The organism is Mesorhizobium sp. WSM4935 (genome assembly GCF_029625735.1).
GTDB lineage: Bacteria > Pseudomonadota > Alphaproteobacteria > Rhizobiales > Rhizobiaceae > Mesorhizobium.
Window position 1 is genome coordinate 522,925 of sequence record NZ_JARTVR010000003.1, and the last position, 24,359, is coordinate 547,283.

At 65.0% G+C, this 24,359-nt stretch carries 13 protein-coding genes; 6 read left to right on the forward strand and 7 right to left on the reverse strand.

Annotation, left to right across the window (positions count from 1 at the left end):
• The first annotated feature begins 160 nt into the window (after positions 1 to 160).
• Positions 161 to 6,448 (forward strand): kinesin, encoded by a 6,288-nt coding sequence (locus tag P9273_RS10600; RefSeq protein ID WP_278048853.1) that lies wholly within the window; start codon positions 161 to 163, stop codon positions 6,446 to 6,448.
• Positions 6,449 to 6,535: 87 nt separating this feature from the next.
• On the opposite strand, the gene P9273_RS10605 is transcribed toward P9273_RS10600, so the two are convergent.
• The 4 genes from P9273_RS10605 to P9273_RS10620 all read right to left on the reverse strand — a co-directional run bounded on the left by P9273_RS10605 (position 6,536) and on the right by P9273_RS10620 (position 10,604).
• Entirely contained in the window at positions 6,536 to 7,126 is a 591-nt protein-coding gene (locus P9273_RS10605; protein WP_278049034.1) for an ABC-type transport auxiliary lipoprotein family protein, read from the reverse strand.
• 88 nt (positions 7,127 to 7,214) lie between these two features.
• Positions 7,215 to 8,588, reverse strand: a complete 1,374-nt coding sequence (locus tag P9273_RS10610) for an MlaD family protein (protein ID WP_278048854.1) — start codon at positions 8,586 to 8,588, stop codon at positions 7,215 to 7,217.
• A gap of 14 nt (positions 8,589 to 8,602) precedes the next feature.
• On the reverse strand, positions 8,603 to 9,415 hold the full coding sequence (locus P9273_RS10615; RefSeq protein ID WP_278048855.1) for an ABC transporter ATP-binding protein: 813 nt from the start codon (positions 9,413 to 9,415) through the stop codon (positions 8,603 to 8,605).
• Between the two features lies 1 nt (position 9,416).
• Positions 9,417 to 10,604 carry an ABC transporter permease gene (locus P9273_RS10620; RefSeq protein ID WP_278048856.1) on the reverse strand — a complete coding sequence of 396 codons (1,188 nt, stop codon included), beginning with the start codon at positions 10,602 to 10,604 and terminating at the stop codon, positions 9,417 to 9,419.
• 77 nt (positions 10,605 to 10,681) lie between these two features.
• Here P9273_RS10620 and dgcA point away from each other — a divergent pair, with 77 nt between their 5' ends.
• Positions 10,682 to 11,665: an N-acetyl-D-Glu racemase DgcA gene (gene dgcA, locus P9273_RS10625; protein WP_278048857.1), complete on the forward strand. Its 984-nt coding sequence runs from the start codon at positions 10,682 to 10,684 to the stop codon at positions 11,663 to 11,665.
• Here dgcA and P9273_RS10630 read toward each other — a convergent pair.
• A complete protein-coding gene (locus tag P9273_RS10630) occupies positions 11,636 to 12,850 on the reverse strand; it encodes an MFS transporter (RefSeq protein WP_278048858.1) in 1,215 nt (404 codons plus the stop codon). The genes dgcA and P9273_RS10630 overlap by 30 nt on opposite strands.
• A gap of 186 nt (positions 12,851 to 13,036) precedes the next feature.
• The gene (locus P9273_RS10635) at positions 13,037 to 13,867 is read right to left on the reverse strand and encodes a UDP-2,3-diacylglucosamine diphosphatase (RefSeq protein WP_278048859.1); all 831 of its coding nucleotides are present in this window, start codon (positions 13,865 to 13,867) and stop codon (positions 13,037 to 13,039) included.
• Between the two features lie 121 nt (positions 13,868 to 13,988).
• On the opposite strand from P9273_RS10635, the gene P9273_RS10640 reads away from it, so the two are divergent.
• From P9273_RS10640 to P9273_RS10650, 3 genes are all read left to right on the forward strand, one after another.
• On the forward strand, positions 13,989 to 14,768 hold the full coding sequence (locus P9273_RS10640; RefSeq protein ID WP_278048860.1) for an SDR family oxidoreductase: 780 nt from the start codon (positions 13,989 to 13,991) through the stop codon (positions 14,766 to 14,768).
• Positions 14,769 to 14,932: 164 nt separating this feature from the next.
• The gene (locus P9273_RS10645) at positions 14,933 to 17,257 is read left to right on the forward strand and encodes an NADP-dependent malic enzyme (protein ID WP_278048861.1); all 2,325 of its coding nucleotides are present in this window, start codon (positions 14,933 to 14,935) and stop codon (positions 17,255 to 17,257) included.
• A gap of 87 nt (positions 17,258 to 17,344) precedes the next feature.
• Positions 17,345 to 18,568: a DUF2865 domain-containing protein gene (locus P9273_RS10650; RefSeq protein ID WP_278048862.1), complete on the forward strand. Its 1,224-nt coding sequence runs from the start codon at positions 17,345 to 17,347 to the stop codon at positions 18,566 to 18,568.
• Here P9273_RS10650 and gltX read toward each other — a convergent pair.
• The gene (gltX, locus tag P9273_RS10655) at positions 18,486 to 19,859 is read right to left on the reverse strand and encodes a glutamate--tRNA ligase (protein WP_278048863.1); all 1,374 of its coding nucleotides are present in this window, start codon (positions 19,857 to 19,859) and stop codon (positions 18,486 to 18,488) included. The two genes, P9273_RS10650 and gltX, sit on opposite strands and share 83 nt — an antisense overlap.
• A gap of 711 nt (positions 19,860 to 20,570) precedes the next feature.
• Here gltX and P9273_RS10660 point away from each other — a divergent pair.
• On the forward strand, positions 20,571 to 24,356 hold the full coding sequence (locus P9273_RS10660) for a vitamin B12-dependent ribonucleotide reductase (RefSeq protein ID WP_278048864.1): 3,786 nt from the start codon (positions 20,571 to 20,573) through the stop codon (positions 24,354 to 24,356).
• The last annotated feature ends 3 nt before the right edge of the window (positions 24,357 to 24,359 follow it).

A 24,359-nucleotide genomic window follows, 5' to 3' on the forward strand; every position in this document is an offset into this window, starting at 1 on the left:
TTACGTATCGCCCGGAATGCATGTTTTCTTTACCCCCGTGTGTCATTACGATACGAAGGTCCATTTTTCAGCCTCCTGCTCGGGATAGACAAGCCAGAATCGGGCCAGAATCAGGCCACAATCATAAGTCCCGCGGCAGCTAGTACAGGGTAGCGAAGGCATGGCTAAGAAACCAACCACGACCAAGTCTCTCGAGAATGACGTAGCCGCGGAATTGGAAAAGGCGCTTGACCTTGACCTTGCCGGCGACGAAGGCGGCCTCGATATGGCGGCGTCGATGGAGGACCTCGAGGCGCAGATCTCGGCGGCAGCCGACGAGCTGGCGCGCGAGGGCCGCAGCCAGAGAGCCGAGCCGGCAAACAACCCTCAGCCCGCCCCCCAGCCTCCTAGGGCACCCGCGGCGAAGCCGGCTGAATTGCGCCCCGTCGAGCCGCGCAACGGACAGTCGTCCGGCTTTACGCCTCCCGCGGGCTTCACGCCCGCCAATGACGACCGCCAGAAGGACTACAAGACGCTTCTGCACAGTCTCAACCGGCGTGCCTCGAGCACCGTCTACTGGGTGATCGCCTTCATCTCACTGGCCTGGATCGCCGGCGCCGGCGGCCTGGCCAATCTCTTGTTCGGCCCCGGCATCTGGAATATCCGCACCTTCGACCAGTTCTTCGCCCGCCCCGAACTGATCGGCCTGGCGGTCGCCGCGATCGTTCCGGTCATCCTGTTCTGGGCGTTCGCGGCCATGATTCGGCGCGCGCAGGAAATGCGCATCGCCGCGCAATCCATGACCGAAGTCGCCTTCCGCCTGGCGGAGCCGGAAAACCTCGCCCAGGACCGCGTCATGATGATCGGCCAGGCCGTTCGCCGCGAGGTGGCGGCCATGGGCGAAGGCATCGAGCGCACCCTGGCCCGCGCCGTCGAGCTCGAAACGCTTGTCCACGGCGAAGTCAGCCAGCTCGAACGCTCCTATTCCGAGAACGAAGCCCGCATCCGTTCGCTGGTCGATGGTCTCGGCAGCGAGCGCGAGGCGGTGGTCACCCACGCCGAGCGCGTGCGTGCCTCCATTGCCAGCGCGCACGAGACGCTGCGCGACGAGATCGGCGCGGCCAGCGACATCATCCGCGACTCGATCCTCAACGCCTCGACCAAGCTGTCGATGACGATCAACAATTCCGGCGACACGCTGATCGATCGCATCAATGAAAGCTCGACGTCGATTTTCGATTCGGTCGAATCGCGCCTGGACAGCATCACCGACCGTCTTTCGACCTCCGGCGAGGCTTTCGCCAGCCTGCTCGACACCCGTATCGCAAAGCTGACCGACACCACGGACGGCCTGACCCGCTCGCTGGCCGACCTGCTCGACGACCGCACCCATGGCATGGTCTCGCTGCTCGGCGGCGCGGCGCGCACGCTGAGTTCGGAATTCGAAGCGAGCCTCAGCGGCATCGAACGCACGCTGGCCGAACGCGGCCAGGCGCTGATCAGCGAGTTCCAGACCCGCGCCGAGGCGCTCGACACGGGCACGCAGAAACTCAACGCCGCCCTCGAGGCGCGCGCCCGCCAGATCAACGAGACGATGGTGGAGCGCGCGAAGGAAATCGCCCACGCTTTCGCCGAGAGCAAGGACACGCTGTCGGCGATGATCGATCAGGGCAAGACCCAGATCGGCGCCGATATGGCCGACATCATCTCATCGACGTCCTCGATGCTCGAAGCCCGCGCCACCGACTTCGCCGGCCGCATGGAAGCGGCCCGGCATGTGGTGTCGCGCTCCTTCGACGCCGACATCCAGCGGCTGGCCGATGCCCGTGTCGGCATCGAGGAAGCCGTCGAGAACCACAGCCGCGCCCTTTCCGAGAGCCGCGAACGCATGGCCGCCGCCATGCAGGAGGACCTGGCGAAATTCGCCGAGGGCCGCGCCGCGATCGATGCGGCCGTGACCGACCAGGTGCAGAAGCTGGCCGAAGGCCGCGGCCTGATCTCGCGCGCGCTGGAAGAAGACTTGCGCAAAGTCAATGAATCGCGCGCCGCCATCGACGCCTCGCTGGGCAGCCATCTAGAGCAGCTCGAGGAAGGCCGCAACCGGCTCACCCAGGCGTTGAACGAAGACTCCGGCAGACTTGTCCAAGCCCGTGCGATGATTGACGAAATGGTCGCCGGCCATGTCGGGAAGCTGGCCGAGGGCCGCAACATCCTGGCGCGCGCCCTGGAAGCCGATCTCGGCAAGTTGCAGGACAGCCGCGCCTCGATCGACGGCCTCGTAGTCGGGCAGGTCGAGAAGATCGCCGAGGGCCGCGCCGCGCTCGCCAAGGCGCTCGAGACCGACATCATCGGCATCAGGCAGTTGATCGAGACCCACTCGACCAAGCTCGCCGAGGACCGCGGCGAACTCAGCCGCGCGCTCGAAAGCGATCTGGGCGGCATCCGCGGCCTGATCGACAGCCATGCCGGCAAGCTCGCCGAGGACCGCAGCCTGCTGTCGCAGACGCTGGAAGCCGACCTCGCCAAGCTCGCCGAAAGCCGTGCCTCGATCGACGGCCTGGTGGCCGGCCAGGTCGAGAAGCTTGCCGAAGGCCGCGACATCCTCAAGCGCGCGCTGGAAGCCGACCTCAACACCATCAAGGGTGCCATTGCGGGACACTCCGACAAGGTGCTGGAGGATCGCGCCCGGCTGTCGAAAGCGCTCGAAGCCGACCTGCAGGCCGTCAGCGGCGCCATCGCCGATCACCAGAACAGGCTCGAGCAGGATCGCTCGACCTTGTCGAAGGCCTTGCAGGATGACCTCCAGACTGTAAGGGGCGCCATCGCCGACCATCAGAACCGCCTCGTTCAGGACCGTTCCGTGCTGTCGAGGTCGCTGGAGGACGATCTCGCCAAGCTGGCGGAGAGCCGCTCCAGCATCGACGGGCTGGTCGCCGGCCAGGTCGAGAAGCTCGCCGAGGGCCGCGACATCCTCAAGCGCGCGCTGGAAGCCGACCTCAACACGATCCAGGGCGCGATCGTCGATCATTCGCAGAAGATCACCGACCACCGCGCTGAGCTTTCGCGTGCGCTGGAGGCCGACATGGCCAGTGCCAGCGGCCTCATGCAGACCCATGCCGACCAGCTGTCGCAGAACCGTGCGACGCTGTCCAAGGCGCTCGAGGACGATCTCGCCAAGCTTGCCGAGAGCCGCGCCAGCATCGACGGACTGGTCGCCGGCCAGGTCGAGAAGCTCGCCGAAGGCCGCGACATCCTCAAGCGTGCGCTGGAAGCCGATCTTGCCAAGCTGGCGGAGAGCCGCGCCTCGATCGATGGCCTCGTCGCCGGCCAGGTGGAAAAGCTCGCCGAGGGCCGCGACATTCTCACGCGCGCCCTTGAGGCCGATCTCGCCAAGCTCGCCGAAAGCCGCGCCGGCATCGACGGGCTGGTCGCCGGCCAAGTCGAAAAGCTCGCCGAAGGCCGTGATATCCTCAAGCGCGCCCTTGAAGCCGATCTTCTGAAGCTGACCGAAAGCCGGTCAGAGATCGACGACGTCATCGCCGGTCATGTCGGCAAGCTGTCCGAAGGCCGCGACATGCTGGCCCGCGCCCTGGAGGACGATCTCGCCAAGCTCTCCGATGCGCGCAAGGACGTCGACCGTTCGGTATCCGGGCATATCGACCAGATCGCCGCCAGGAGCAGCGACATCTCGGCGGCGATTGCCGCCGACGTCGAGAAGATCGAGCAGGCCTTCAGCCGGCAGACCGGTATCATCGAGGAGCGCGCCGGCACCATGGAGCGTGCGCTGTCGACCGGCGTCGACAATGTCCGTGGCGTGCTGGAAAAGACCGCGGTCTTCGTGGCGGGTGCGCTGCGCGACAAGGTTATGGAAGTCACCAGCACCCTGCATGAGCAGGCCGGCGCCGCTTTCAGCGACGCCGATCGCAAGATCGCCGAGCGCGCCGAGCAGACCTCCGCCGCGCTGCTTGCCAGGGCCGAGGACATCGCCCAGGCCTTCGAGGCAGCCGACCGCCGCCTGCAGGAACGGGCCCAGGACACGTCCAACATGCTTATGGCGCGCGCGGACGATGCGTCCAACGCGCTCATGGCCCGCGCAGAGGAAACCGCCGACAGACTGGCGACGCGCGCCGGCGAGATCGCCAACACCTTCGACGCGGCCGACCAGAAGCTGGTTGCCCGCGCCGTCGAGACGGCGCAGTCGCTGGCCGCCCGCGCCGGCGACATCCTGCGCAACTTCGAGGGCGCCGACGAGCGGCTCTCGATGCGCATCACCGAATCGGCCGAAGCGCTGGCCGCCCGCGCCACCGATCTCGGCCGTATCTTCGACAGCGCCGACCAGCAGCTGATGGCGCGCATTGCCGAGGGTTCGGAAGCGCTTTCCGCCCGCGCCAGCGAAATCGGCCGCATCTTCGACGACGCCGACAACCGCTTGGTCTCGCGCATTGCCTCGACCAGCTCGACCATCGGCGAGCATGCCGACACGATCGTCGGCGCCTTCGCCGCCACTGAGCAGCGTGTCGCCGACCGCGCCCGCCAGACCGGCCAGGAGCTCGCCGTGCATGCCCGCGAGATCGAGCAGGCGCTGGCCGGCGCCGACGAGCGGCTTGCCGCAAGCGCCGCGGCCGCCGCTTCCCGCGTCGAAGACCAGGTCGCGAGCGTGGAAAACCGCCTCGCCTATACGGCCGAGACGATGGGCCAGAAGCTCGACGAGCAGGTTTCCGCTGCCGAGGCCCAGCTCATCTCGCGCGCCAATGTGATCGCCGAGACCTTCACGGCGGTCGGCCAGCACATCGGCCAGAGCACCAATGAGGCCGCGCGCACGATCGGCGCCAACACCCGCGAGCTCAACACGATGCTCGCGGCGCGTTCGGCCGAGATGGCGAAAATCCTCGACGAGACGGCCAAGCCGCTGGTCGAGCGCTTCGCCCAGGGCGGCTCCGAACTGCAGCGCAGCATGGAAGAGGTCGCCGAACGGGCGGCCGAGAAGCTGCGCAGCGAGAACACGAACCTCGTCAATGCGCTCGCCAGCCGCACGGCCGAAACCCTGTCGGCCGTCGAAGGCGCGCGCTCGTCGCTTGCCGACAGCGTGGCCGATCTCATCGGCCGCATGACGACCTCCAGCGCGCAGCTCGGCCAGCTCATCGAGCAGGCTGCCGTCAACCTCGGCCAGGTCGAGGAGCGGCTCTCGGGCAGCACGCAGAGCTTCGCCGCGACGACGGAGAAGGCCGCCCAGACCTTCGCCAGCTCGGCACGCCTCGTCGATTCCAACACGACGCGGCTCACCGACCTGTCCTCGGCGACGCTGCGCGAGGTGGCCTCGATCGCGACCAAGTTCGACGAGCACAGCCGGCTGCTCTCCAGCGCCTCCAACCTGCTCAGCTCCGCGCAGAGCAATCTCGAGCACACGCTGGAGCGTCAGTCCTCGCTGGAAGACCTCGCCGTCGGTCTGGTCAAGAAGTCGGAAGACCTCGAGAAGGTGATGCGTTCCTTCGAGAGCCTTGTCGGCCAGACGATGCAGACCGCGGAGGGCCGCACGATGGAATCGGCGGAGAAGATCCGCACGACCATCGCCGAGGTCATCGATTCGGCGACGCGCCGCTTTGCCGACGCGACCGAGGAGATGCGCCGCACCGCAGGCTCCATCAAGAGCGAGCTCGACCTGACCCGCGCCGAACTGAAGAAGGGCGTCATCGAGATGCCGGAAGAGGCCAAGGAATCGACCTCGGCCATTCGCCGCGCCGTCGCCGAGCAGATCAACGCGCTCAAGGAACTGTCGGATATCGTTGCGAAATCCGGCCGCAGCGGCAGCAGCGAACAGGGCGAGCCGCGCGGTCTGCGCCCTGCACCGCAGGCACCAGCCCGCGCCGCCGAGCCGCCGCTGCGCCGTCCGCCCCCGCAGCCGCAACCCACGGCTCGCGCTCCGCAGGCGCCGCTTGCCGAGACCACGCTGCGCGGCACGCTCGACCTCGAACGTCCCGCCGACGCCCCGCGCCGCGAGAACGGCAAGCCTGCGCAGGGCGGCTGGGTGCGCGATCTCTTGACCAATGCCTCGCGCGAGGAAGAACTGAGGCCGGCAGCGCCGGCGGAAGCGCCGCGCGCGACGCCCGCCCAGCGCTCGCCGCTGCATGTCATGGAGTCGCTCAACTCGCTCTCCGTCGACATTGCGCGGGCCATCGACCATGACGCCTCGATCGAGCTCTGGAACCGCTACCGGCGCGGCGAGCGCGACGTGTTCACGCGCCGCCTCTACACGCTCAAGGGTCAGCAGACTTTCGACGAGATCCGCCGCAAGTATCAGGCCGAGGCGGAATTCCGCGCCGCGGTCGACCGCTACTGCGAGGATTTCGAGAAGCTGCTCAAGGATGTGTCGCGCAACGACCGCGACAACATCATGGCGCAGACCTACCTCACGTCCGACACGGGCAAGGTCTACACCATGCTGGCCCACGCCAGCGGCCGGTTGCACTGACGCCGCCAAGCAGAATCGGAGCTAGAAAGGCGGGTCTCGACCCGCCTTTTTCATGTCCATGATGTCGATTGCCGGCTTGGCTGGCGCTCAGATCGTCGAATCCGTCCAGCGCACGATATCCTTCGCCGCCTGGCCGAAGGCGTTGTCCAGCGCGCCGACGTAAGCCGCATTGCCACTGCCGGAGACCGGCGCGCTCGCGGTGAAGTTCTTCGAGGCGCGCACCTCGCCGTTGCGGTCGTTCAGGATGCGCACGAACAGGTCGACATCGGCATGCTCGCCGCCATCGACGCGCACGTCGAAGGAGCGCAGCTCGACGATGATCTGGTAGTCGATCGCCAGCCCCTCGCCCGGCTTACCGACGCCGGCAAAGCTGCCGGAGCGCTGAAAGGTCTCGGCCAGCCTTGCCTGGACGATAAGCGGCAGCCGGTCCGCCCATTGCGCGCCTTTCAGGAACTGGATCGATCGGTCGGAAGGCCTGATGACGATGTTCTGGCTATCCAGCGCCTTGAGCGCCGAGGGCTGGGCGATCAGGATCTGGCGGCGGCTGTGGGCACGCACGTCGACCGACGGCGCGGATAGCTCAAATGTGTCGAGCGGCGTCGGCCTGCCGCCCAGTACCGCGCAGCCGGTGAGCGTCAACACGAGCGCCGCGGCGGCAACCGACTTCAACCCTCTCACTGATTTCACGCGCGATCCCCGTTGTCCCCGGATCTGACGATCAACTTATGGCTGCAATCTATGTTCTTGGCGGTCGCGGCGGACGAAGTCAACGCCGCGCCCTGCCGTCAAATTGACGAACCTCTCCCTCGCCGCCCGTCAGTATCCGTTGCGGATTTCGGCTGAGGTCGGTCACCGCTTCCTCGATGCGGTTGATCGAGCGGCGGCTGTCCTGCACCAGCGCCTCGACGTTCTGCAGGCCCTGGCCGGAGAAGCGCGACAGGTTGTCGACGATGGTGCCGAGGCGGGAATTCAGCGTGTCGGCCACCTGCTTGAAGGATTTCAATGTCGCCCTGGCGTCGGCCATCACACCGTTGGCCTCACCGGAGCCGAGGAGATTGTCGACCTTTTCGAGGATGCCGTCGACGCGCACCGAAGCGTCGTTGAGACGCTGCGCAAGCTGGCGGGCATTCCTGATCGTATCGTTGATGTCGTCGGAGCGGCTGGCGATCTTGTCGGTGACCTTGGCTATGTCGGCGGCCGCCTTGTTGGCGCTGTCGCTCGCCTTCTGGATATTGGCGAGCGCGGCGCGGACGTCATTCGGGTCGATGCCGTCCAGCACGCCGTTGACCTTGGCCAACGTCCCTTGCGTCTGCTTGGCGAAATCGTTGATCGAGCCGACCGCCGTGTTGACGTTACCGATGACGGTATCGAACTGCTTCGAGGTTTCCTTCAGGTTCGCCGTCACCGTGTCGACATTGGCCACAATGCTCTTGATCTGATCCTTATCGACGGAATTGAGCAGGCCTTCGGCGGCCTTCAGCGTGCTGTCGAGCCGGCCCGAAACGTTCTTGAGCTGATCGGAAAGCGAGCTCACCGCCGACAAGAACTTGTCGATGCCGTCGGAATTCTTGGCCAGCGCGTCCGAGAAGGTCTCGACATTCTTGACCGTCTGCGTCAGCGGGCCGCGAACGTCCTTGGTGAAGCCTTCGAGCTCGCTCAGCACCTTGTCGGCGCGGGTGAAGATGTTCTGCGCCGTCTGCAGAAGGTTGGTGACCGCCGACGGATTGGCGGTTATCTCGGGGATCCTGCCCTCCTTCTCCGCCTCGTCGAGCAGCTTCACTTCCTTGGGGTCGGCGCCGCGGAGTTCGATATTGGCTTGGCCGGTCAAGCCGGCCAGGCCGATATCGGCCTGTGTCGACTTGGTGATCGGCGTCATGCGGTCGATCTCGGTATCGGCGATGGCCACCGTCGGATTGTCGACGTCGATGTAAACCCGTTTGACGTCACCGACCTTGACGCCGTTGAACAGCACGAAGCTGCCACGGCCGAGGCCTGAGGCCGAGCCTGGAATGCGCACGCGCAGCATTGCCGTCTCGCCTCTGTCGCCGATCGCCGCGGTCCAATAGACGAAGGCGAAGGCCGCCAGGATCGCACCCAGCGTGAAGATGCCGACAATAACGTAGTTGGCTCTTGTTTCCATTGCCCCACTTATGGCTATGCGCGCGCTGCAAGATCAAGTTGCCGGGCGCGTTTTCCGCGGAAATAGGATTTCACCCACGGCTCCTCGCTCTTCAGCATGTCGTCGATCGTGCCTTCGACCAGCACCCGCTTCTTGCCGAGCACGGCGACGTGGTCGCAAGCAGTGAACAGCGTGTCGAGATCGTGCGTGACCATGTAGACCGTCAGATCCATCGTGTCGCGCAGCTTGACGACAAGCTCGTCGAACTCGGCCGCGCTGATCGGATCGAGGCCGGAGGTCGGCTCATCGAGAAAGACGATGTCGGGATCGAGCGCAAGCGCGCGAGCGAGCGCCGCGCGCTTGATCATGCCGCCGGACAGCTCGGAGGGAAATTTCTGTGCGGCGTCGGCCGGCAATCCGACCAGCTCGATCTTGAGCATGGCGAGTTCGTCCATCAGCGCCTTCGGCAGATCGAGATATTCACGCATCGGCACCTGCACGTTTTCCAGCACCGTCAGCGCCGAAAACAGCGCGCCGTGCTGGAAAAGAACGCCGAGCCGCATGTCGATGCGCAGGCGGTCGGCGTCACTTGCCTTGTCGACGTCGACGCCGAACAGGCTGATCGTCCCCGATTGCTTCGGCATCAGTCCCAATATCGTGCGCAGCAGCACCGATTTGCCGGCGCCCGAGGCGCCGACGAAGCCAAGGATTTCCCCGCGTTTGATGTCGAGCGAAAGCTTGTCGAGGATGAGCTTGTCGTCGATGGCGACGGTGACGTCGCGCACCGAAAGCACGATCTCGCCGTCGTTCGCGTCCTGCGCTGCCGTGGCGCCGTTGCCGTCCGCCATCTCAAAACCCGATCGCTGCGTAGAACATGGCGAAAAGCCCGTCGAGGATGATGACGACGAAGATCGACTTCACCACCGACGCGGTCACGTGCAGGCCGAGCGATTCGGCGCTGCCGCCGACCTTCATGCCTTCGACCGATGCGATGATGCCGATGATCAGGGCCATGAACGGCGCTTTGATCAGGCCGGCGAAGATGGTGCTGAGATCGATGGCGACGCGCAGCCTGTCGATGAACGCTGCCGGCGCAATGTCGGAATAGAGCCAGGCGGCGACGATGCCGCCCGCAAGGGCTGCAAAATTGGCGATGATGGTGAGGCATGGCAGCCCGATCACCAGCGCGACGAGCCGCGGAAAGACCAGCACGCCGATCGGATTGAGGCCGATCACCTTCAGCGCGTCGACCTCCTCGCGCATCTTCATGGAGCCGATCTCGGCGGTGATGGCGCTGCCCGAACGGCCTGCGAGCATGATCGCCGTCATAAGCACGCCGAGCTCGCGCAGGATCAGCACGCCGACGAGGTCGACGACGAAGATGTTGGCGCCGAAATAGCTGAGCTGATAGGCGCCCTGCTGGGCGACGATGGCGCCGACGATGGCCGACATCAGCACCACCACCGGTATCGCGCCGACGCCCATGCGATCAATCTGGTTGAAGATCGCGGCGGGATTGACCGCGTGACCGCGCCCGAGCTTCATCTGCGCGCCGCGGATGGTGGCGCCGAGAATGTTCATCGAGGCCAGGAAGTCGTCGCGCATCTCGTAAACGCGGCGGCCGACCAATTCCAGCGCGCGCAGGATGATGTTGGGCGGGCCGGCCGGTCCCGATTCGCGCTCGCGGCGAACCGCGTCGCCGACCGCGCCGAGCAGGATAGAGGCGATCTCGCTCTGACCCTGCACATGGACCTCGACGCCCTTCTTCTCGAAGGCGCTGGCCAGCCGATCGATCAGCCAGGCGCCGGCCGTGTCCATCTTTTCGATGTGGGAAAGGTCGAGCACCAGCTGTTTCGCGCCGCTTCTCTGCTCGATCTTGCGCATGTCGGCATCGACCGCCGCGACGGTGCGCGTCGTCCACACGCCTGAAAAGGCGCAGCCCAGCACGCCGCCTTCCTCGCCCACGGCAACGCGCGGCCGGTGCTCGGCCTCCCTGGCGGCCTCGCCGCTTGCGTCGCGTCTGCGGATAGTCAACATGGCGTCCTGTTTAGCGTGACGGGACTGGCGTGTCGATTTGCCGGCAGGCCGGTGTCGCGCAGCCGGAGAAGAAAATTATGACGCGTGTCATTTCGGTCGAAATGGAGCGATTCCCGATCGCCGGCACCTTCACCATCTCCCGCGGATCCAAAACCGAGGCCGAAGTCATCACCGTAACGATCTCTGAAGAGGGACGTTCCGGGCGCGGCGAGTGCGTGCCTTACAAGCGCTACGGCGAGACAGTAGAGGGTGTGCGCGCGGCCATCGAGGCCATGCGCGATCCGATCGTTGCCGGCATCGACCGGACCGCTTTGCTGGCGGTCATGCCCGCGGGCGCCGCGCGAAACGCCATCGATTGCGCGCTTTGGGACCTGGAAGCCAAGCTGACCGGCACGCCGGTGGCGGCGGCGATCGGCGTTCTTCCGGCGAGGCCGCTGGAAACCGCCTATACACTGTCGCTCGCCGAGCCGGAGGCCATGGCGGCGCAGGCACGCGCCAACGCCATGCGGCCTTTGCTCAAGGTGAAGATCGGCGGCGACAATGACATGGCGAGAATCCGCGCGGTCACCGCAGCCGCCCCTCAAAGCCGCATCATCCTCGATGCCAATGAGGGCTGGACGCATGAAAATGTCGAGGCGAACCTGGCCTTTGCCGCGCAGCACGGCATCGCGCTTGTCGAGCAGCCGCTGCCGGCGGGCAAGGACGACATCCTGCGCCGGATCGCGCATCCGGTGCCGGTCTGCGCCGACGAAAGCGTGCATGCGGCGAAGGATCTCGATGCGCTGGTCGGCCTCTACGACGCCGTCAACATCAAGCTCGACAAGTCCGGCGGCCTGACCGAGGCGTTGACATTGCGCGACCGTGCGCGCGACCTGGGCTTCGGCATCATGGTGGGCTGCATGGTCGGGACCTCGCTCGCCATGGCGCCGGCGGTGCTCCTGGCGCAGGACGCGGACTTCGTCGATCTCGACGGTCCGCTGCTGCTTGCGCGTGATCGCGAGCCCGGCCTCGTCTACCAGGGGTCGCTCGTCTCACCGCCTGAGCGGGCGCTCTGGGGCTGAACGCGCGGCCAGCCCGATCAGCGCCACGCCGATGATCGCGATCGGGATCATCGCCCAGAAACCGTCGACGCCCAGACGGTCATAGAGCGGGCCGGACGCGAGTGTCACCGCCGCCATGAAGAAGCCGTTGAAGAAGTAGGCGATGCCTTGCGCCGCACCGGTGCGCTCCTCCGAAACCGTCTCGCCGATCATCTTCTGCAGGCAGATCAGCACCATCGCCACCGACACCGAATGCAGCGACTGGACAAGGAAGAAGCCGGTGACGCCAAGCCCAAGCGGCCAGACCAGCGGAAAGGCGACCCAGCGCACAATCGAGCCGATGCCGGCGATTACCATCACTCTGACCACCGAGACCGAAGCAAAAATACGGTTGAAGAACAGGAACATGCAGACTTCGCAGACCACGCCCCAGGCCCAGAGCAGGCCGACGACGGAATCGCCGATGCCGATCGACTTCCAATAGATCGAGACAAAGCCGTAGAGAAATGCGTGGCTGGCGGTGATGATGCCGACGCCGAGCGTGAAATAGAGGAAATAGCCGTTGAACAGGCTCGGCGCCTTATGCTGGATCTCGGTGGCGGACAGCGGCGAGGCCTTGCGAGGCCGCCCCATGCGCGGCGCTGCCATTGCCGCGGCGAGTGCCGCGCCGAGCGCGATGAAGATGATGACCGGAACCGCCTGCGGACCCGTGGCCGTCAGGATGAAGCCGCCCACGACATTGGCGCCGAGATAGGAGATCGAACCCCATTTGCGCATCGCCGTGTAGTTCGAGCCGAAGCGGCGCACGCCCGACAGCGCCAACGAATCGGCCATCGGCGAATGCGGCGTCCAGACGACCGTCAGCAAAAGTGACACGGCAAGCACGATCGCATAGGTGGCCGGCAGGAAATAGCCGGCCGAGACGACCATCGAGGCCGCGACCAGCGCGATGTAGACATTGGCGCGGTCCTTCGCCCGGTCGGCAAGCGCCGTCAGCATCGGCGTCGTCACCACGCGCAGGAACATCGGCGCCGCCAGGATGACGGCGATCTGCTCGGCATGAAACCCTTTTGCCTGCAGCCAGAGCGGAAAATAAGGCAGATGCGTGCCCTGCGACACGAACAAGGTCGCAAAGATCAGGCTCATGCGCAGTTCGAAATGGCTGGGCTTGACGAGTTGCTCGGGCGACAGGGGCGGCAGCGACATGAATCGATCCAATTACGCTGCAGTCGACGGCCTGCAACGCGTCTCGATCCCTAACATGCAGCAAGACGCGGCGGAACTGGCTGGATCAATCGATCGGCGGCAAAGCTGTTGACGGACCGGGCCGGGAGCGCGGCGCACGTCGGCACGACGAAGGCGGCAGGCTGAACCGGGGACGGACGGCTGCGTTCAGGCCGCCTGAGCCGCCCTGCCCTTAAGGTCGATGATGTCGACCGGCACCAGCACATCCTTGCCGGCCGAAGCTTCGGGCAGCACATGCGCCCAGGTCAGGATCTCCATGCGGCCGTCGAAGTGCTCTACAACCGCCGTGCAGCTTTCCACCCAGTCCCCGGTGTTGATGTACTGCACGTCGCCATAGCTTTCTATGGCGGCATGATGGATGTGGCCGCAGATCACGCCATCGACATGCGAGCGCCGCGCTTCCTCCGAAAGCACCGTCTGGAACGAACCGATGAAGTTCACCGCCTTCTTCACCTTGACCTTGGCCCAGGACGAGAACGACCAGTAAGGCAGGCCGAGGAGGTGGCGCAGCTTGGTCACGACGCGGTTGATTAGCATCGCCGTGTCATAGGCATAGTCGCCGAGATAGGCGAGCCAGCGCTGGTTGTGCACCACCGTGTCGAACTGATCGCCATGGATGACCAGCAGGCGCCGGCCGTCCGCGGTCTCGTGGATGGCGCGGTCGGCGACGACGATGCCGCCGAAATGCACGCCCTGGAACTGGCGGGCGAATTCGTCGTGATTGCCGGCGATATAGGTGATCGAAGCGCCCTTGCGCGCCTTGCGCAGCAGCTTCTGCACCACGTCGTTGTGGCTCTGCGGCCAATGCCAGCTGCGCCGCAGCCGCCAGCCGTCGACGATATCGCCGACCAGATAGATGATCTCGGCATCGTGATGCCGCAGGAAATCGATCAGGAAATCGGCCTTGGCCGCTTTCGAGCCGAGATGCACGTCGGAAATAAACAGGGCGCGGAAAGTGCGGGGCTCTGGGTTTGACATCACGATTTACCCTTTGCTTTCGCGTGCCTATGCCCCGATTCATGCAACAACCGTATGACGGTTGCGGTTGGTCCAGCCCAGGCGCTAGCCTGCGCGGCCAACGCATCAGGAGAAAATCACCATGGATCTCGGCATTCGCGGCAAGAAGGCCATCGTCTGCGCTTCGAGCAAGGGACTCGGAAAGGGCTGCGCCATGGCGCTGGCCGAGGCCGGTGTCGACCTCGTCGTCAACGGCCGCAACGCTGAGCTTCTGGCCAAGACCGCCGCTGAAATTCGCGAAAAGTTCGGCGTCGAGGTGATTGAGGTCGCCGGCGACGTGTCGAAGCCCGAGGTGCAGAAGGCGCTGCTCGCCGCCTGCCCGGACCCGGACATCCTGGTCAACAACAATGGCGGCCCGCCGCTGCGCGACTTCCGTGAGCTCGACCGCGCCAAGATCCTCGAGGGTGTGACCCAGAACATGGTGACGCCGATCGAACTGATCCAGGCGGTGATCGACGGCATGGCCAAGCGCGGCTTCGGCCGCATCGTCAACATCACTTCGCTGTCGGTTTACGTGCCGATCCCCGGCCTCGACCTGTCGTCGGGCGCCCGCGCCGGCCTGACCTCTTTCCTCGCCGGGGTGGCGCGCACGGTGATCGACCGCAACGTCACAATCAACAGCCTTTTGCCCGGCAAGCTCGATACAGACCGTCTGCGCGGCCCGCATGAGGCCGGCACTCCGGAAGACCCGGCCGCGGCCGCCGCGCGCAAGGCCCGCATCAGCGCCGACGTGCCGGCAAAACGTCTCGGCACACCGGAGGAATTCGGCCAGATATGCGCCTTCCTCTGTTCGGTCCATGCCGGCTACCTCACGGGCCAGAACATCCCGGTCGACGGCGGCCTCTACGTCAGCGCCTTCTGACCGCCGCCAAACCCAAAAGGCTTGAGGCTCACAGCCCAAACCTCTGGAATCGATTGATTATTCTCGCTCGGGCATTGTGAAGGCCGGAGCCCGCTATTTGCCGTCGCGAAAACTCTTCGCCGCATGCTAAAAGGCTCCAAATCAGGAACAGAGGGAGGGCCGGGATGAACGGCGAGAACAAGAAAACGGCCCGGTCGGACCTCGACGAGGCCGCTCTCTTCTTCCACAAGCACCCGACCCCGGGAAAGCTCGAGATCCAGGCGACGAAGCCGCTCGGCAACCAGCGCGACCTGGCGCTGGCCTATTCGCCGGGCGTGGCCGCGCCCTGCCTCGAGATCCGCGATGATCCGGCGACCGCCGCCGACTACACTGCGCGTGCCAATCTCGTCGGCGTCGTCTCCAACGGCTCCGCCGTGCTTGGATTGGGCAATATCGGCCCGCTCGCCTCCAAGCCGGTGATGGAAGGCAAGGCGGTGCTGTTCAAGAAATTCGCCGGCATCGACGTCTTCGACATCGAGATCGACGCGCCCGAGATCGACCGCATGGTGGAAACCGTCGCCGCGCTCGAGCCGACCTTCGGCGGCATCAATCTCGAGGACATCAAAGCGCCGGAATGTTTCGAGGTCGAGGAGCGGCTGAAGGCCCGCATGGGCATTCCGGTCTTCCACGACGACCAGCATGGTACCGCGATCATCGTCGCCGCCGCGGTGCTCAACGGGCTGGAACTGGCCGGCAAGGCGATTTCCGACATCAAGATCGTCACATCCGGCGCGGGTGCGGCCGCACTTGCCTGTCTCAACCTTTTGGTCTCCCTCGGCGCCAAAGTCGAAAACATCTGGGTCACCGACCGTTTCGGCGTTGCGTACAAGGGCCGCGTCGAGGAGATGGATCGCTGGAAAGACCCTTATGTGAAGGACACCGAGGCACGCACGCTGGCCGATGTCATTCCCGGAGCAGACGTGTTTCTCGGCCTCTCCGCCGCCGGCGTGCTGAAGCCGGAGCTCCTGCAGCATATGGCGCCGAAACCGCTGATCCTGGCTTTGGCCAACCCCAATCCCGAGATCATGCCGGAAGTCGCGCGCGCCGCCCGGGCGGACGCCATGATCTGCACCGGCCGCTCGGATTTTCCCAACCAGGTCAACAACGTGCTCTGCTTTCCTTACATCTTCCGCGGTGCGCTCGATTGCGGTGCCAGCGCCATCAACGAGGAGATGAAGATGGCGGCCGTGCGGGCGATCGCCGCCCTTGCCCGCGAAGAGCCTTCCGATGTCGCGGCGCGCGCCTATTCCGGCGAGACGCCGATATTCGGTCCCGATTTCCTGATCCCCTCGCCCTTCGATCCGCGCCTGATCCTGCGCATCGCGCCGGCAGTGGCGAAGGCAGCCTGCGACACCGGCGTCGCGACGCGGCCGATCGCCGACTTCGCCGCCTATATCGACAAGCTCAACCGCTTCGTCTTCCGCTCCGGCCTGGTGATGAAGCCGGTGTTCTCCTCGGCCAAGACATCAAGCGCCAAGCGCGTCATCTATGCCGATGGCGAGGACGAGCGCGTGCTGCGCGCCGCGCAGGTTGTGCTGGAGGAAGGCATCGCCGAACCGACCCTGATCGGCCGTCCGCATGTGGTGGAGGTCCGTCTGAAGCGTTACGGCCTGCGCATCCGGCCGGGCGTCGATTTCGCTTTGATCAATCCGGAAGACGATCCGCGTTACCGCCATTATGTCGACCTCCTGATCGAGCTTGCCGGCCGCCGCGGCATCACGACGGAAGCCGCCCGCACCATGGTGCGCACCAACAATACGGTTATCGCCGCCCTTGCGCTGAAGCGGGGCGACGCGGATGCGATGATTTGCGGCCTCGAAGGCCGCTTCGAGCGGCATCTGCGCAATGTCAACCTGATCATCGGGCCTCGCGCCGGCATCAACGACCGGGACCTGTCGACATTGTCGATGCTGATCTCGCAGCGCGGCATCATCTTCCTCACCGACACGCATGTCTCGGTCGATCCCACCGCGGAAGAAATCGCCGAGATGACGGTGCTCGCGGCCGAGGAAATCCAGCGTTTCGGCATCGAGCCGAAGGCAGCGCTTCTGTCGCATTCGGATTTCGGCTCACGCGATTCACCCGGCGCGCTGAAGATGCGCCAGGCCGCGGCGATCCTGGCTCGGATCGCCCCGGACCTGCAGTGCGATGGCGAGATGCATGCCGATACCGCTCTGTCGGAGCATCTGCGCCAACGCGTCTACCCGCATTCGCGGCTGAAAGGCGAAGCCAATCTGCTGGTTTTCCCGAACCTCGACTCGGCCAACATCACGTTGACGGCGCTGCGCGCCATGATGGACGCGCTGCATGTCGGACCGATCCTGCTCGGCACCGACAAGCCCGCGCACATATTGACGCCGTCGGTGACCTCGCGCGGCGTCGTCAACATGACCGCGCTTGCCGTTGTCGAGGCCGCGCATAAGGCGCAAGCGCTTGTCGACCTGAATTGAAGCGGCGCCAAAGCGCAGTTGCAGACTAGCGAAGGTTTAACCACGAACGCGTTAGTTTCCGGCCACGGGCAATCGGGATCCAGGCGGATGAAGGGGTTGAGGCTGTTGCATCTTGCGGCGCTGCTTGCAGCGCTTGCAGGTTCAGCTGTCGCCGTCACGCAGTCCCAGGCGGCTTCTCGCATATGCAGGCAACTCGAAGCCGAACTCGCCGCGGTGCGCGGTGGCGGCGGAGGGCCGGGCCTCGTCCGCAAATATGACGACGCGATCGCCAGGCAGCGCGAGCAGCTTGCCAAGGCCCGCGGCCGGGCAAGCGACGCCAATTGCGGCTTCACGCTGTTTTCGCGCAATGTCAGCCAATGCGCCGCGATCAACGCCTCGATAGAGCGCATGAACGCCAATCTCGACACGTTGCAAGCCAAGCGCGAGCGGCTGGCCGGCGGTGGCACGCGGCGCGACCGCAGCCGCATCCTCGCGGCGCTCGACGCCAATGGCTGCCGCGGCGGCGAGACCCCGCCCCGCCGCGCTCCGCTTGAGGAGGCTTCCCGCGACAATGGCGGCGGCAATCTGTTCGAGCAGCTTTTCGGCCGCCAGGATCAGCAACTCGAAACGCCGGAGGCGCCTGACATGCCGAACGCGGCGGGCGTTCCGTTCGATGACCCCAGCGTGCGCAACATCCGCCGCGTCATCAACCAGCCGGACGGCATGGACCTGCCGCGCCTTGGCGGCGAGTTCCACACAATGTGCGTGCGCACCTGCGACGGCTATTTCTTCCCGATGTCCAACGCCGCATCCGTCGGCGATTTCGAGCGCGACCAGAAGAACTGTGAATCGAGCTGCCCCGGCACCGAGATGCAGGTCTTCTATTCGCGCGGCATGGACGACGATTCGGGATCGATGACCTCCTCGGTCACCGGGCAACCCTATAGCGAACTGCCGACCGCCTATCTCTACAAGCAGGCCAATTACTCGCGCCCGCCGAGTTGCGGCTGCAACGCGCAGGCCGGCAATTTCACGATCATCGGCGGCAACCCGCCCAATCCCGAACAGTCCCAGCCGCAGAATGGGACGGCGCCCTTCATTCCCGTGCCGGCGGCCAAGCCCGATCCCGGCGCCGATCCTGAAACGCTCGCCAATGCCCAAGGTGGACTCGACCAGGAAGTGATCAGGCGGCTAACCACCAAGGCGCCGGTGTCGCCGGTCTCGATGCTCCCGCCGGATCAGCGCAAGGTCAGGGTCGTCGGGCCAGCGTTCCTTCCCGACCCATCAGCGGCAATAGATCTGAAAGCTCCGGCCCCCAAGTCCGCCCCGTAAGCGCCAACCGCAGCGGCATGAACAGCGACTTGCCCTTGCGCCCGGTCGCTTCCCTGATCTTGCCGGTCCAGTCCTTCCAGACCGTGCCGTTCCACGGCTCCTCCGGCAGCAGTTCGAACGCCTGACCGAGAAAGTCGCGGTCCTCGCCGGAGAAGTCGGCCGGCTCCTGCGGACCCTCGTTCAGGATGCGCCACCAGATGACGGCGTCCGACAAGCGGTCGAGATTGCCGCGCACCGCCATCCAGAACGGCTCGGCCTTGTCGCCGGAAATGCCAAGCACCATCAGCCGGTCGCGCGCTTCCTCGAACGGCATATGATGCATCAGCGTGCGGTTGAGCACGAAGAGCTCGTCCGGGTCGAATTTGGAGGCGGACTTGGACGTCGCGGCCGGATCGAAATGGCCGGCAAGCTCATTGAGGTCATGCGCGGCGGTGACATTCTCCGACGTGCCGACGAGCACGGCCAAGGACGCGACCGCCATCGGCTCGATGCCGTCCTCGCGCAGGCTTTCGATCGACAGCGCGCCGCTGCGCTTCGACAGCCCCTCGCCCGACACGGTGGTGAGCAGATTGTGGTGGCCGAAAACCGGCGGCTCGGCGCCGAGCGCCTTGAAGATGGCGATCTGCACGCCGGTGTTGGTGACATGGTCGTCGCCGCGAATGACGTGGCTGACGCCCATCTCGATGTCGTCCACCACGGACGGCAGCGTATACAGATAGGTGCCGTCCTCGCGCACCAGAACGGGGTCCGACAGCGAGGCGAGATCGACCGTCTCCTCGCCGCGCACCAGATCGTTCCAATGCACTTCGGTGCGCTCCGGCTGCAGCGGGTCGCTGGTGAAATTGGGCAGCAGGAAGCGCCAGTGCGGCTTGCGTCCGTCCGACTGGTATTCGGCCACCTGCTCCGGCGTCAGCGTCAGCGCCTCGCGGCCATAGACCGGCGGCAGGCCGCGCGTGCGGCGCACCTTGCGGCGCAGATCGAGCTCCTCCGGCGTCTCGTAGCAGGCATAGAGCACGCGCGCCGCCTTCAGCCGCTCGACCGCGGCGTCATAGATCTCGAAGCGGCGCGACTGATACTCGGTGACGTCCGGGAAGATGCCCAGCCAATGCAGGTCGTAAAGAATGGAATCGGCATATTCCTGCTTCGAGCGGCCAATATCGGTGTCGTCGAAACGCTGGATGAAGCGGCCCTTGTTGTTCATGGCGAAAAGCCAGTTGAACAGCGCGGTGCGCGCATTGCCGATATGTATGCGGCCTGTCGGCGATGGGGCAAAACGTACGGTAACTGTCATGAGCGGGGCGTAGCGGATGCTTTTGGTGTTGACAAGGCGCGCCCCCGCGCGAACGCAACAGATAGTGCAAGCCAGCTAAAATGAAAAGCCGCCGTCCGACACGCGTCGCGGCGGCCTGACGAACGGCGTCAAGCGCTTGCAAACCCGGGCTTCTCATGTCCCCGTTATCCACATGTGTGACACACAAGATGTTGGGGTCACAAAAGCTACAAAAACGAATCCTTGACGGGTCGGAACGAGTCGCTTTTTATGGGCCATGCGCTCCTGTTGCGGGCGCGGCCGGAGAGTTTAGAGACCGGTCTTTTTTCCCGGATTTTGTGCGTTTTGCCCACATTTCCGCCCGTTCACGAGGCCGGCGGAAGCGTTGGGATCGTTAGGGCTTGGGTGGGCGAAAGGGAGAATTGTCGGCCTGGAAAAAATGATCTGTTAACACTATATTTAGTGTTTGCAGGCAGGCTGGACCCTAGATAGTGTGAACCTCCCTCTTACGAGGGAATCGACCAAAGTTTCATTTGAAGGACCCGCGGGGGTCGGCCTGCAGCTCGGGCAAATGCCCGGCAAGGTGTTTTGCTGTCCGCATGGCGGCGCCCGCGACGAGGAGAGTGCCGGCGTCGCCTGCGGTGCCGGCAAACGGCGGACTGCGCTTTTCGCCATGCGGGGCAGAAATCCCCGGGGAAAGGCGCTATATGTAGACACAAAGGGACCGGACCAATGCGCATCGAGCGTCGCTTCACCAAGCCAGAGCAGTCGGCCTACGCGGAGATCGAATTCCGCAAGGCTTTGTCGGAGATCAAGAATCCCGACGGCTCGGTGGTGTTCCGCCTCGACAACATCGATGTGCCGGCGCAGTTCAGCCAGGTCGCGGCCGATATCCTGGCGCAGAAATATTTCCGCAAGGCCGGCGTGCCGGCCCGCCTGAAGAAAGTGGAGGAGAACGACGTCCCCTCCTTCCTGTGGCGCTCGGTTGCCGACGAGGCCGAGCTCGCCAAGCTGCCCGAGGCTGAGCGCTATGGTTCGGAGACCGATGCCCGCCAGGTCTTCGACCGGCTGTCCGGCACCTGGACCTATTGGGGCTGGAAGGGCGGCTATTTCAAATCCGAGGAAGACGCGCGCGCCTTCCGCGACGAGCTTGCCTATATGCTGGCCACCCAGCGCGTCGCGCCGAACTCGCCGCAATGGTTCAACACCGGCCTTCACTGGGCCTACGGCATCGACGGCCCGAGCCAAGGCCACTTCTATGTCGACCCCTTTACCGGCAAGCTGACCAAGTCGAAGTCGGCTTACGAGCACCCGCAGCCACATGCCTGCTTCATCCAGAGCGTACAGGACGACCTCGTCAACGAGGGCGGCATCATGGATTTGTGGGTGCGTGAGGCGCGCCTGTTCAAATACGGCTCGGGCACCGGCTCGAACTTCTCCATGCTGCGCGGCGAAGGCGAGAAGCTTTCCGGCGGCGGCCGCTCTTCCGGCCTGATGAGCTTCCTCAAGATCGGCGACCGCGCGGCGGGCGCCATCAAATCGGGCGGCACGACGCGCCGCGCGGCCAAGATGGTCATCGTCGACGCCGATCATCCCGACATCGAGGACTTCATCGACTGGAAGGTCAATGAGGAGCAGAAGGTCGCCTCGCTGGTGACCGGCTCCAAGATCGTCAAGAAGCATCTCGAAGCCATCATGAAGGCCTGCGTCAATTGCGAAGGCGATGGCGACGACTGCTTCGACCCGGCGCTGAACACCGCGCTGAAGCGCGAGATCAAGGCGGCCAAGAAGGACGCCGTGCCGGAGAACTACATCTACCGCGTCATCCAGTTCGCCCGCCAGGGCTACACCTCGATGTCGTTCAAGACCTACGACACCGACTGGGATTCGGATGCCTATCTCACCGTCTCCGGCCAGAACTCCAACAACTCGGTGTCGCTGAAGGACAATTTCCTGCGCGCCGTGGAGGCCGATGGCGACTGGCAACTCACCGCCCGCAAGGACGGCAAGGTGCTGAAGACGCTGAAGGCGCGCGACCTGTGGGAAAAGATCGGCTACGCCGCCTGGGCGTCGGCCGATCCGGGCCTGCACTTCAACACGACGATGAACGACTGGCACACCTGCGCTTCGGCCGGTGCGATCCGGGCCTCCAACCCGTGCTCGGAATACATGTTCCTCGACGACACGGCCTGCAACCTGGCCTCGATCAACCTCCTGCCCTACCGCAAGGAAGACGGCACGATCGACATCGCCGCTTACGAGCACACCGTTCGGCTGTGGACCATCGTGCTCGAAATCTCGGTGATGATGGCGCAGTTCCCGTCCAAGGAGATCGCCAAGCTCTCCTACGACTATCGCACGCTCGGCCTCGGTTACGCCAATATCGGCGGCCTGCTGATGACTTCGGGCATTCCTTACGACTCCGACGAGGGCCGCGCCATCTGCGCCGCGCTCACCGCGATCATGACCGGCGTCGCCTATTCGACCTCGGCCGAGATGGCTGCCGAGCTCGGCGCCTTCCCGGACTATGACCGCAATGCCCAGAACATGCTGCGCGTCATGCGCAATCACCGCCGCGCCGCTTACGGAGATAAGGACGGCTACGAGAAGCTCTCCGTCAATCCGGTGCCGCTGGTCGCGTCCGACCTGAAGCAGCAGGAACTGGCTGAGCACGCCCGCGCCGCCTGGGACCGAGCCATCGAGCTCGGCGAGGAGCACGGCTACCGCAACGCGCAGGCGACCGTGATCGCGCCGACTGGCACGATCGGCCTCGTCATGGACTGCGACACCACCGGCATCGAGCCCGACTTCGCGCTGGTGAAGTTCAAGAAGCTCGCCGGCGGCGGCTATTTCAAAATCATCAACCGCGCCGTGCCGGAAGCGCTTAGGACGCTCGGCTATTCCGAGAGCCAGATCGCCGAGATCGAGGCCTATGCCGTCGGCCATGGCAACCTCAACCAGGCGCCCGGCATCAACCCCTCGACGCTGAAGGCCAAGGGCTTCACGGACGAGAAGATCGCCGCGCTCAATGCGGCGCTGAAGTCGGCCTTCGACATCAAGTTCGTGTTCAACCAGTGGACGCTTGGCGCCGACTGGGTGAAGGAGACGCTCGGCTTCACCGACGAGCAGCTCGGCGACTTCTCCTTCGAGATGCTGCCGGCGCTTGGCTTCTCCAGGAAGGACATCGACGCCGCCAACATCCATGTCTGCGGTGCCATGACGCTCGAAGGCGCGCCGTTCCTGAAAGCCGAGCACCTGCCGGTGTTCGACTGCGCCAGCCCCTGCGGCAAGATCGGCAAGCGCTCGCTGTCGATCCAGAGCCATATCCTGATGATGGCGGCGGCCCAGCCCTTCATCTCGGGCGCCATCTCCAAGACCATCAACATGCCGAACGAGGCGACGGTCGAGGACGCCAAGAACGCCTATATGCTGTCCTGGAAGCTGGCGCTCAAGGCTAATGCCCTCTACCGCGATGGCTCGAAGCTGTCACAGCCGCTCAACGCCTCGCTGCTCGCCGATGACGACGAGGATGAGGACGAGGCGGTCGAGCAGCTGATCGCGGCCCCCGCCGCCCAGCGCGCGGTGCAGGTGACGGAAAAGATCGTCGAGCGCGTGGTCGAACGTCTCTACCGCGACCGCGAGAAGCTGCCGAACCGCCGCAAGGGTTACACGCAGAAGGCCGTCGTCGGCGGCCACAAGGTGTATCTGCGCACCGGTGAGTTCGACGATGGCCGCCTCGGCGAGATCTTCATCGACATGCACAAGGAGGGCGCCGCCTTCCGCGCGATGATGAACAACTTCGCCATCGCCATCTCGCTCGGCCTGCAATATGGCGTGCCGCTCGACGAATATGTCGAGGCCTTCACCTTCACCAAGTTCGAGCCGGCCGGCATGGTGCAGGGCAACGACGCGATCAAGAACGCCACGTCGATCCTCGACTACGTGTTCCGCGAGCTAGCCGTCTCCTATCTCGGCCGCCACGACCTCGCCCATGTCGACCAGTCGGACTTCGACAAGACCGCGCTCGGCCGCGGCATCACCGAAGGCAAGGCGACGCCCTTCTCCAAGGGCCTCTATCGCGGCGCCTCGCCGGTGAAGCTGGTGTCGGGCATCGGCAGCGAGCCCAAGGGCTTCGGCGGAGGTTCGGGTTCCTCCGGGACCACCACTCCTGCCCGCGCCGCGCCCACCGCCTTCTCAGGCTCAAACGTCTTGACGCTGAAGCCGGCAAGCGACGAGGCAATCGCCTACAAGCGCGACTATGAGGAGCGCGCCCGGGAACTGGCCGAGGATATGGTGGAAGAAGAAGCCGAAGCCGCCGGCGGCACGGATGCTTTGTTCACCGACGCCGCCGCCAACGAGGCCGCCGAGGCGAAGAAGCTCGCAGCGACCAGGCGCCAGCAATCGCTGCTCCAGGGCTACACCGGCAACGAATGCTCCGAGTGCCACAACTTCACCATGGTGCGGAACGGCACCTGCGAGAAGTGCGACACGTGCGGCAGCACGAGCGGGTGCAGTTGAGGA